This is a genomic window from Asticcacaulis sp. YBE204 (genome assembly GCF_000495855.1).
In the GTDB taxonomy this organism is placed as follows: domain Bacteria; phylum Pseudomonadota; class Alphaproteobacteria; order Caulobacterales; family Caulobacteraceae; genus Asticcacaulis.
On record NZ_AWGF01000011.1, the window covers coordinates 194,408 to 205,494 of the forward strand.

At 54.1% G+C, this 11,087-nt stretch carries 10 protein-coding genes; 9 read left to right on the forward strand and 1 reads right to left on the reverse strand.

The window, feature by feature from the left end:
* Positions 1–22: 22 nt before the first annotated feature.
* Positions 23–565, reverse strand: coding sequence for a dTDP-4-dehydrorhamnose 3,5-epimerase (rfbC, locus tag AEYBE204_RS33940; RefSeq protein ID WP_023463068.1), 543 nt, complete (start codon positions 563–565; stop codon positions 23–25).
* 457 nt (positions 566–1,022) lie between these two features.
* Between rfbC and AEYBE204_RS33945 the strand changes: the two genes are divergently transcribed.
* The 9 genes from AEYBE204_RS33945 to AEYBE204_RS40100 all read left to right on the forward strand — a co-directional run.
* Positions 1,023–1,589: a hypothetical protein gene (locus tag AEYBE204_RS33945; protein WP_155908437.1), complete on the forward strand. Its 567-nt coding sequence runs from the start codon at positions 1,023–1,025 to the stop codon at positions 1,587–1,589.
* Positions 1,590–1,660: 71 nt separating this feature from the next.
* The gene (locus AEYBE204_RS33950) at positions 1,661–2,791 is read left to right on the forward strand and encodes an AGE family epimerase/isomerase (RefSeq protein ID WP_031231052.1); all 1,131 of its coding nucleotides are present in this window, start codon (positions 1,661–1,663) and stop codon (positions 2,789–2,791) included.
* 20 nt (positions 2,792–2,811) lie between these two features.
* Positions 2,812–3,432 carry a hypothetical protein gene (locus AEYBE204_RS33955; protein ID WP_023463071.1) on the forward strand — a complete coding sequence of 207 codons (621 nt, stop codon included), beginning with the start codon at positions 2,812–2,814 and terminating at the stop codon, positions 3,430–3,432.
* A gap of 39 nt (positions 3,433–3,471) precedes the next feature.
* The gene (locus tag AEYBE204_RS33960) at positions 3,472–4,098 is read left to right on the forward strand and encodes an HAD family phosphatase (protein ID WP_023463072.1); all 627 of its coding nucleotides are present in this window, start codon (positions 3,472–3,474) and stop codon (positions 4,096–4,098) included.
* Positions 4,098–5,582 carry a glycosyltransferase family 2 protein gene (locus AEYBE204_RS33965; protein ID WP_023463073.1) on the forward strand — a complete coding sequence of 495 codons (1,485 nt, stop codon included), beginning with the start codon at positions 4,098–4,100 and terminating at the stop codon, positions 5,580–5,582. The genes AEYBE204_RS33960 and AEYBE204_RS33965 overlap by 1 nt, the downstream gene beginning before the upstream one ends.
* Positions 5,583–5,587: 5 nt before the next feature.
* Complete coding sequence (locus tag AEYBE204_RS33970; RefSeq protein WP_023463074.1) at positions 5,588–6,289, forward strand: hypothetical protein; 702 nt, start codon at positions 5,588–5,590, stop codon at positions 6,287–6,289.
* Positions 6,286–7,440 carry a hypothetical protein gene (locus tag AEYBE204_RS33975; protein ID WP_023463075.1) on the forward strand — a complete coding sequence of 385 codons (1,155 nt, stop codon included), beginning with the start codon at positions 6,286–6,288 and terminating at the stop codon, positions 7,438–7,440. The genes AEYBE204_RS33970 and AEYBE204_RS33975 overlap by 4 nt, the downstream gene beginning before the upstream one ends.
* A gap of 151 nt (positions 7,441–7,591) precedes the next feature.
* Entirely contained in the window at positions 7,592–10,015 is a 2,424-nt protein-coding gene (locus AEYBE204_RS33980; protein ID WP_031231061.1) for a tetratricopeptide repeat protein, read from the forward strand.
* An 81-nt stretch (positions 10,016–10,096) separates the two neighbouring features.
* Positions 10,097–11,087, forward strand: a 991-nt coding sequence (locus AEYBE204_RS40100; protein ID WP_081724718.1) for a CatB-related O-acetyltransferase, incomplete at its 3' end; no start/stop codon positions are given.

Below are 11,087 nucleotides of genomic sequence, written 5' to 3' on the forward strand. Positions count from 1 at the left end.
TAAATCAAACCAGATGTTACACTCAGACAAGACTGGCCAGCTTCGGCTGCACCTTGTCCTTGTCGGACAGGATCGCCTTCGCCGGATCGATCGGCCACTCAATTCCAATGGCCGGATCGTCGAACGCCAGACCCGCATCGTTTTCACGGCTATACGGATTGGTCACCTTATAGAAAACCTCGGTGTCCGGTTCAAGCGTACAAAAGCCGTGCGCGAAACCGTCCGGCACCCAAAGCTGTTCGGCGCCCGTCGCCGTCAGGGTCGCCCCGACCCATTTGCCGAAGGTCGGCGAACCCTTGCGGATATCCACCGCGACGTCGAAGATCGCGCCTTTCAGGCAGCGCACCAGCTTGCCCTGACCGAACGGGGCGGTTTGGTAATGCAGACCGCGGATCGTACCCACCTGCGCCGACAGGGACTGATTGTCCTGCACGAAGGTGACATCCTCGATATGTTCGCGAAACCAGGCGTCCTTGAAGGCTTCCATGAAGAACCCGCGGTCGTCGCCAATTTTCTTCGGGCGGATAAGCGCCGGCCCGGAAACCTCAAACCGTTCAAATTGCATAAATTATAGCCCGGTAAAAAATTGGTCGTGCAAACTCAATATACGAATTCCAGCCTTTTGCACGCATACTCGTCACATATCAAGTATCTATCGTACCAACAAAGGCGGCAAGGGCAATTTCGTTCAGAAAAGGCGAAACCCTATTGCGCCGCACACACAAAAAGGCCATAAAAAACGGCTTGCAGCGTGCGGGGCGTCGCTCAATTTTCCGGCCGACACAACCTTGGCGGCAAGCCAGCTTACGCTGTTATTTTTGACAAGGCTATTCTAAGCGCCCCCCAGGACCGTTCATATGAAAATCTATAATTATCCCTTTCCAGGTGTCATTTTTGCCAATAAGGCCCAGTTCGATGACTACCGGCAATCGCACTCAAACGTACTTGACTACAGATATGCCTTTGAGCAAAGCCTCGCCGGAAATAAGGCCGTATCCGTAACGGGCATTTGCCCTTTGACGTTGCAGCATACTACGTTCACGTCCGATATCGCCAATGGTGAAAAGCGTGCCGACGGCAAGGTCGTTCCGGACTGGCGCGGCGAGCAACGTGACGACAACGGCATCTATATGCCGGATCGCGCCACAGCCCACTATGCGCTTTACAATGCGCCGGAAGCGGGGTTGGGAAGAACGCTTTTGGTTGCGGGTACCGAATCTCTTTTGCCGGTACTCAAGAACTATTCCGACAGCCTGGACCACCTTCCGCTCAATGAAGCGATCGCCAGCAAGAAGGTTTACGATACGATCCTTATCGTCAATCGCCTCGAGATCGAACGCGACCCGACCGATACGCTGAAGAAGCTGCACGCACGCCTGAGCGAAGACGGCCGCCTCTATTTCCATGCCAATTTCCATTACGGTGACGAGAAAAGCGTTCAGCGCGACGACGGGTCCTGGGCCCTCGGCTGGGATGTCCTGTCCACCCTGAACGCTGCGGGGTTCTCGACCCCGGCGGCCATTACCTTCTGGTCTCAGGAGCTGGGCTATTTTGGCCCGTCCAATTTGGTGTTTGAAGCCTCGAAGTAATTTGCCTATACAGCGTGGCGGCTACCAATTTCAGCCGCCACGCTCAAATCATATATTTCCGAGATTTGTTTATGCCCGTTTCTTCCGTAAGCGAGGCCCGGCAACACGCCCGGACCTGGTTGTTTGACCATGCCGCTCCTTTATGGGCCACCAAGGGCGTTCTGGCAGACGGCATGTTTGCCGAGCGCCTGACCCAGACGGGTGAGCCCGCTGCCGAGATGAACCGTCGCCTGCGCGTTCAGGCCCGCCAGATCTACAGCTTCTGCACGATCGGCCAAATGGGCTGGGAAGGCCCGTGGCGCGAGGTCGCCGGCAAAGCGCTGGACCTCTTTCTCGGCAAGGGCTTCCGCGACGACGGACAGTGCGTACACCTGTTTTCTCCGGCGGGCGAGGTCATCAACACCTCGCTCGATCTATACGACCACGCCTTTGCGCTGTTCGCGCTCGGTCATGCCGGTAAGGCGTTGGGCCGTACCGATGCGCTGGAAAAAGCCGCCGCCCTGCGCGACATCATGCTGGATAAGTGGCTGCGTCCCGAAGGCGGTTTCTGGGAAGGCGAACTGACCCCCTGCCCGCCCTACCGTCAGAACCCGCACATGCACATGTTCGAGGCGGCTCTGGTCAATTTCGAGGTTACCGGCGACCCGAAGTGGAAGGCGCTGCTGGAACAGCTGGGCGACCTGTTCGCCACGAAGTTCCGCGACGCCGCCAGCGGTGCCGTCACCGAATATTTCGACAAGGACTGGCAGAAGCTGGCCGCCGGTGAAGGCGATATCGTCGAACCCGGCCATTGTCTGGAATGGGCGTGGCTGTTCGAGGTGGCTCCGGAAGGCGCACGGTCGACCGCTATTGCCGACGGCCTCACCGGCTTTGCCCGCGCGCACGGCATCAATGACACGCTGGGCGTCGCCATCAACGAAGTCTTCCTCGACGGCAGCATCCGCGACGGCGGCGCGCGCCTCTGGCCGCAGACCGAGCGCCTCAAGGCGGCGGTTGCCCGCTATAACCGCCTCAAGACCGAAGACGAGGCCGCCGAGGTGGTCAAGGCCTATAACGGCCTGTGGCTCTATCTCGACTTGCCGGTGAAGGGCGTGTGGTACGATCGCCTGAACGCCGACGGCACCTGGGTCGTCGAAGCGGCCCCGGCCAGCTCGTTCTACCACATTGTTTGCGCGCTCAACGAACTGAACGCACTTAGCTAAGCCGAACCTGAGGGATATTTATGAAAATACTCGCGCACCGCGGCTGGTGGGAGACACCGGCCGAGAAAAACAGCGAAACCGCGTTTCGTCGCGCGTTTGAAAGCGGCTTCGGGGTGGAAACCGATGTTCGCGATCAGAACGGTGTTTTGAAAATCGCCCATGACATGCCGGTCGGCGAAGCTGTTATGAACTTCGATTATTTCCTCGAACTTCACAAAGCCTATGCGCAGTCAGGCACCATCGCCCTGAATATCAAGGCCGACGGCCTACAGGCCGGGGTCCGCGCCGCTTTCGACAAGGCTGGCATATCGGACGTATTCTGTTTCGACATGGCCGTGCCGGATGCACTCGGCTACTTCAAACACAATTTCGTCGCCTATACCCGCCATTCCGAACTTGAACCCGTCCCGCCCTATTACGATAAGGCCGAGGGCGTCTGGCTGGATGCTTTTTACGGCGACTGGATTACCCCTGACGTCATTCAGGCGCATCTCGATGCCGGCAAGAAGGTGGCATTGGTATCGCCGGAACTCCACGGTCGCGATTACGCAGCGGCATGGGACATGTGGTCTCAATTTAAGGGCGAGACTATTGCCATTTGCACCGACGTGCCGCATCTTGCGGCCGAACGGTGGGGGTGAACGCAATACTATTTTGCGGAATTTTTTAGGAATTTCATTATGATTAAAGCGGTGCTGTTCGATATGGACGGGGTCCTTATCGATGCCAAGGAATGGCATTACGAAACTTTGAACAGCGCTCTCGCGCTGCTCGGCCTGAACATCAGCCGCACAGAGCATCTCGCGGTTTATGACGGCCTGCCGACCAAGGACAAGCTGAAGATGCTGACCAAGGTGCGGGGCCTGTCGCCCAAGCTGCATGACTTTCTGAATGCCTATAAGCAGAAACTGACCTATCAGGCCGTCATAGAAAAGTGCCGCCCGGTCTTTCACCACGAATACGCTCTGGCTCGCCTGAAGCGCGAGGGCAAGTATCTGGCGGTATGTTCGAATTCGATCCGTGCTACGGTGCAGTCGATGATGGAACAGGCCGACCTGCTGAAATATCTCGACTTCTTCGTGTCGAACCAGGACGTCAGCAAGGCCAAGCCGGATCCGGAAATCTACCTGACGGCCATCAATCGCCTGGGTTTCAAGCCGGAAGAGGTGCTGATCCTCGAAGATAACGATCACGGCATTCAGGCGGCCCGCGCGTCGGGCGCCCATGTCTTTGTCGTCGGGACGCCGAACGATGTGACCTATGACCGCATTATGAACGAAATCAATAAGATCGAGGCGGCTGCCTGATGAGATATCTGATCCCCATCGCTTCCGAGGACAACCTGTTCCCCAAGGAAGAATACCACTTTCCAAAGCCTCTGATCGAAGTTGGCGGCACGCCGATGATCGGCCTTGTGATCGATAGCATCAAGGCCCGCGATCCGTCGGCCAGCTTCATTTTCGTTATCCGCCGTCAGGATGCCGTCGAATATAGCCTGGACGCCGCGCTTGAACTTCTGGCCGGCGCCGACGCCAAGATCGTGCAACTGACCCACCCGACTATGGGCGCCGTCTGCACGGCTCTGATGGCTGTGGATCACATCGCCGATGACGAGCCGCTGGTCATTTGCAATGGCGACCAGATTCTCGATGCCGACCTGAGCGCCATTGCCCATAAGTTCGTCAGTCAGGGCTATGACGGCGGCGTGGTGACCTTCAATTCGGTCCACCCGCGCTGGTCCTATGTCCGGGAAAACGAAGCCGGAGACGTCATCGAAACCGCCGAAAAGCGCGTCCTGAGCCGTAAAGCTATCGCCGGTTATTACTATTTCAAGTCCGGTCAGCAATTTATCGAAGCAACCAAGCAATACCTGCTGAAATCCGATCCCATCGGCGGCAAGTACTATCTGTCGCCGGTGTTGAACGAAATCGTCCTTAGCGGCGGTCGCGTAGGCCAGTTCGAAATCCCGACCGACGACTACATCACCTTCTATTCGCCGCAGCGGATCGAATTCTATCAGAACGAAGTCAAGAGCAAGCATATGACCACTTCCGCACCGACCAAGGGCACTCAGGTCGTCATCCCGATGGCGGGTCTCGGCAGCCGCTTCTCGAAGGCTGGTTACGACAAGCCCAAGCCCTTCATCGACGTCAAGGGCAAGACCATGATCGAACGCGTCATGGACAATCTGCGCGTCACCAACGGTAACTTCGTGCTGATCGCGCGTCAGGAACACCTCGACGCCGAACCGCAGGTGACCAAGGATCTCGAAGCCCGCGGCGACCTGATCTTCTCGCCGATCAACTTCGTGACCGAAGGCGCGGCCTGCACCGTTTTGACCTCGCGCCCGCACCTCGACCCGGATGCCCCGCTGTTGATCGCCAACTGCGACCAGATCGTGGATTTCGATTGCGAAGACTATATCCGCGACGCTCAGGCTCGCGATCTGGACGGTTCGATCCTCTGCTTCATCGACAAGGACCGCGACCCCAAGTGGTCATTCGCCCGTCTCAACGGTGAGAACCTCGTCGAAGAGGTGAAGGAAAAGGTGGCCATCTCCGATATCGCCACAGTCGGTCTTTATTACTTCAAGCGTGCCGGCGACTTCATCAATGCCGCCACCGACATGATCGCGCACAACGACCGCTCGAACAACGAGTTCTATGTCTGCCCGGTCTATAACTACATGATCAAGACCGGTGCCCGCGTCGGCGTCTACTATGTCGAGCCCGAAGCCATGCACGGCATCGGCACACCGCCGGATCTCGACGCCTATCTCGAACTGATCTGATCGGCATGAAGTGCATCGTTCCGCTCGCCGGCCCCGATCTCTATACCGAGGCATACGGCCTGAGGCCCCTTATGGACCTCAACGGCACGCCTTTGATCGAGGCCGCGCTCAAGGCACGTGCCTGGGAAAAAACGCTTCGGCCTGAAGACTACATCTTCGTAGTTCGTCAGGTCGAAGCGCTCCCCCAATTGACCGCCTATCTCGACGCGACATGGCCCGGCTGCCGCGTTGTGACCCTGTCGAACCTGACCGGCGGTGCGCTGTTTTCTGTGCTGGCGGCAATGGCTCTGGTGGCGTCGGACGAACCCCTGATCGTCGATCTCGGCGACATCCTGTTCAGCGAAGGCCCTCAGGATCCACAGGCCCTGTTCACCGATGGGGTCGGTGCTGTCGTACCGGTCTTCACTTCGGACGAAAGCTGCTACAGCTATCTGACCATCGAGGACGGCAGGGTCACGGGCGCCCGCGAAAAGGTCGTCATTTCAAATAACGCCTCGGCCGGCGTCTATATGTTCCGCGACGTGCAGACCTTCCTGCGCGCCGCGGCTCACAGTATCGACCACCGAGAGACCTTGAACTTCAAAGGCATTCTGTTTATCTGCCCTATGGTCAACGGCGTTCTGGACAATGGCCTTATTGTCGCCGCACCACATATTGAAAATTACCAGCCTGTAGGCAAGATTTTTCACGGAAGTCCGACTAAATGAACTGGATATTGCTGGCAGGTCTCGTGCGTGACCCTGCCAATGCCCTCGAACAGGCGAAACAGATTCGCCGTCTGATGGACAAGGGGCTCGTTCAAGGCTCGGTGTTCAGCACCTGGCACGGTGAATTTGAACGCTATCCTGAAGTCCGCGAGGCGTTTCTGGCGATTGGTACGGTTCTGGTCGAGTGCCCCCAACCGACCCTGCGCTTCCCAGGCCACATTCTGCACCAGTCGCTGTCTTTGCAGTGGGGCCTTGAACATATACCCGCTAATGTACGCGTTCTTCGAATCCGTCCAGACATCGTACCGATGAATGAATTGATCGATTATGTACTCGGCGGTGACTGGCTGACCCGTGATTACGGCTTGGGACTTGAACCGACGGCATACAGTCATCGCGTCTGGGCGCACTCTGGCCTCGTTGGCTGGCCGTTCTATCTCAATGATATACTCTTCTATGGCTATAAGGCAGACATTGCCCGTCTATCCAACGTCGATCTGAAACACGAATATCTTTATAGCGAGTTGGCACCGGAGCAGTTTTATCATCTGGGGCCAATCGCTGCGGTCAACCCCGTGCTCGATCTCTATGCCCGTGTTCAGCGCAACAAGCATTCGGCCTCTGAAAACCGCCGCCTGACCCAGTTACTGTGGGATAGCGACTTCTGGTATGATGTTCTTTATGCTCAAGCAAAGGAACTATTGAGCAACTATGTCGTGGGCTTTATGGACCCATCGATCATCTATTCGGAACCGCAACAGGCGCCTTTACGCGATCTCAGTCTGCGCGAAGTTCTATCGCCAGATAGCACTATCCCGTTCATGCACACCAATCCTGTAATCGGCAGCCCGGATTTTCATAGCCTTAACTGGGCCTATGCGGTGGTCAACGACAGCTTTAGAAGTGATGAGACGTCAACGCGTCTGAATGCCGCCAAAGATCGGTCCTTGGGTCAAGTCACGGACAATGCCTATGCCTATGCCGAGGAAATACGCCAGGCATTTCCGCATTATCAGGGGCCCGTCCGTCCGGCCTCCGAAGGTCTCTATTATCGTCCGCACAAACATTTGAACATTCAAGCCCAAGCATCCGACGAATATGCCAAAAAACTGGAAGAAGAAATAAATCATCTTAGGCGTCAAATTGGCTAATTACCTGTAGTACATTCGTGAAAACTGCTTACATTTATATAATTATTTGTTTTGTTGATGCCAAATGCAACCACCTCCCCAATTTATCCCGGTTACGGCATCAGCACGCCGAAGGCTTCATAGATGGATGAATGCCGGTAAGGGGCCCTATATGTTCGAAACGACTGAAATTGCCGCCCGCGAATTTGATCGCCTCATGCAAGACGGCGATCACGATGCGGCTATCGTTCATATTGACCAAGCCCTTAAGCTTTACCCAAACGACGAATGGCTCTTTTTTCGCAGATGTAAGCATCAGGAAATCGCCGGCTCCACACAGGATGCCGAAGCGACTTGGCGGCAATATGTTGAGAAATTTCCGGACAGTGTTTCCGGCTATCGTGAACTGGGGCGCTGGCTGGCGGATCAACAGCGTTTCGATGAGGCCGAAAGTCTTCTCGAACGCACCACGGCACGCTTTCCTGACGATGCTTGGGCCGGCACGGCCTATGCCAGGGTAGCGGAAATAACCGAAAAATGGGCCATTGCTGAGGCTCGGTTCCAGGCACTGGCAGCCCGGTTTCCCGAACACCATTTTGCTCATGAGGGCTGGCTCAGATCCCTCCTTGGGCAAAAGAAAACCAACGACGCCGAAAACCTGGCTCAGGCCTGTCGAACCGAATTTCCTGCTGTTCGTTTTTTTTCGCAGATTTGGGCTGATATACCCATGCTGCGATTTAATCGCTACGCGTCGGCTCAAAGATGGGAACAGCTATGGGAAAGCGCGCCTGAATGGGTGGATGCTGCCGACATAGGCTCGCAGAGATACATTGAAACCCTTTGCTATTATGATGCCCAGAAACTTTGTGAAGCCGCGCTTCAAAAAGCCCCCGATAATGGCCCTCTTCTGACACGTCTTATTGACACCAAGCTGTTAAACCGCGACTTTTCGGGTCTCGAAGTGCTACTGAAGTCGTGGCCTGATAACGACGAACAAAAGATTTCAGCGCTCTTTTCCGCACTCGATATCGCACGCAGTTACGAGGAACTTACCCGCCTTTACACGCAGCATTTGCAGCCGCTTGAAATTCCTGAAGCCGCGTTGTCAGGTGCCGCCGAAAACCGGTTGCGGCATCAAGGCCCTATTGAAGCCAGCCTTATAGACACCCTGACCAGTTTCGACATGGCTGAACCGCTATGGCAGGCGTTACTGCGTTTGCGGAGCGATACCGGACTCGATCTTCCTCAAGGACGGGTTGTGCTGCCGCCGAAGACGGAATCGGCGTCGGCGTCGGCTTTCGAACGCCGTGTCGGTAAGGTTTTTCGCCAGTTTAATGCCTGGGTAGGCGACCGTACGCTACGGCAATATCAGGCCGATCTGTTTACTTCTGGCGGTATAAGCCGATTTGGCACCTTCCTCCATGACTACGCCCTGAAAGGGTCAATGGCTTTCGGCCATTCTTCGACCGCCTATGCTTTCTGCAAAAGCGATGACATTGTATGGGCCATGACGTCCGGCCACGGGTCTGGCAACAGCATCGATGCCCTCTATTTCACCGCAACCCGGCTGCTGGTTGTCACGAACGAGGCTTATCTGGGCTTCTTCGAGTCCAATCTGAGCTTCTTCGATCAGGTCTCGATCACGGACATTCAAGGTTCGACGGCTGATGCTCCCATACTATTGATCGGGCATAATAATTACGCGCACTTTATGTGGAACGAACTGCCGGGCCTACTGCTTTTAAAGACCTTAAATCCGATCCCGACACTAAAACAGGCGTTGCTCTACGAACCCTATGGCCCTCAGGAATGGTTATTTGGCACCGCCCTGAAGGAGCGCCCGGCCCACACGACGTTTTCGCCTGAGCTATATTTCTATGCCAGCGCCATTGTCGTCTCCGCCGAAGCGAAAGCCGAAATCATCCGTCTGTCGGAACTCAATAGCTCATCACTTGAACCGGTGCCTCAGGCAAGCCTGCGCCTGTGGATCAGCCTTAGGCTGATGTACAGACATGCGGTCAACCAACTCGACTACCTGCTGGCGCTGGCGCAGGAAGTGAACGATCGGGGCATCGACTGCGATCTGATGCTCGACGGCTTATCCCTCCCCTGGGATATCGACATCGGCGATCGCTATCCCGGTACCGATAAGTTGCGGCAAAATGGCGACGACGTTTCGCGACTGGCGCTGTCGCTGATCGAGAAACTGAATGCCCGCAATCTCAGCCACATCAAGGTCTATGACTACACGGCCAGCGATCTGTGTACGGCGACGGTTGCCGCGGGTTATGCAAACGCCTATATTTGCAATCAGGGTACCCAGCAGCATAAGATCGGCTGGATACACGACCGCCCCGGCCTTATCCACACGAACAAGATGTTCAGCATGACAGCCCCAAGCGGTGAATGGGTTCAGACTCAGTGCGATGGCCGAAGTGAAGCCGTCGTCATGCCGGAATATCTGATTGCGGACTGCGACTCCGGTAATGAGCGGCAGGATCTGCCAGCCTTCCGTGATTACGCTTTTGCAGATCCGGTAGAAGCAGCAAAATGGAGCGTCGATATGTTAATTCACTTGTCCAACCTTGCAACTTAGTTACTTTAGCAGAAATTTTCTCCTACAATTACTAACTAAATATCTGATATTAATTAAACACAGCATTGCAAGGTTTCTGAAATGTCGTCTCATACCGTTCATATTTCTGAAAGAATGTCGCAAGCAAGCGAACTGATCGGTGGAAGACTGCACGCCGGTCAAATTAGAATTCATGAAAAATCTGTAGCAGAGCCTCCATTTTCATTATTAAGTATAAATATGGAAATTTCAGCCAATATTGGATCTGGAACTTATCTATGGACATATTTTACAGAACATGTTTCCAATATCGGAAGATACTGCTCTATCGCACATGGCACACGTTTGGGTGATTTTGATCATCCGATAGATAGAATTTCAACTTCGGAATTTACTTTTAGAAATGATTGGATATGGAAAAATTTTCCTGACCTTATAGAAGAAAGTATACTTGATCGCGCACCTCTTGCTTCATCCAAGAAAATATTGATCGGCAACGACGTCTGGATTGGCGCTCAGACATTTATCAAGAATGGCGTGAGCTTGGGAGACGGTTGCATAGTTGCGTCAAACAGCGTTGTAACTAAAGATGTCCCACCTTACGCCATAGTCGCTGGAAATCCTGCTCAAATCGTGAAATTTAGATTTGATGATCGAGTTATAGAAAATCTTCTAAACTTACCGTGGCATACATACCCCTATACATATCTACGTGGCGCAAATCTTAGTGATATAAATGAAACTATAGAGTTTATTGAAAAAATAAATACTGAAAAATTAAAAAAAATACCACAACTGAATCTTTTACGTTACGTCAAATACCTCGAAAAAAATCATGATCAAATAATCAACACAAAAATATCTTTAGCCGAAGTAATTGAAAACTGCGCACCTGACTCAGATGTTAAATTTGATAAGATCATCGGCATTGGCAGCGCCTTGGAAATGGCATTTAAACAAAAAGCCGAAGCTCAACACAAATCACAGGAAGTTGCCCTTAGATTAGATTCCGTTGAATCTACGCTGCATCAAACCTCGGAACGTTTTAACAATTTTGCTGAAGATCAGGCAAAATTTTTTGAAAGGGAGACCG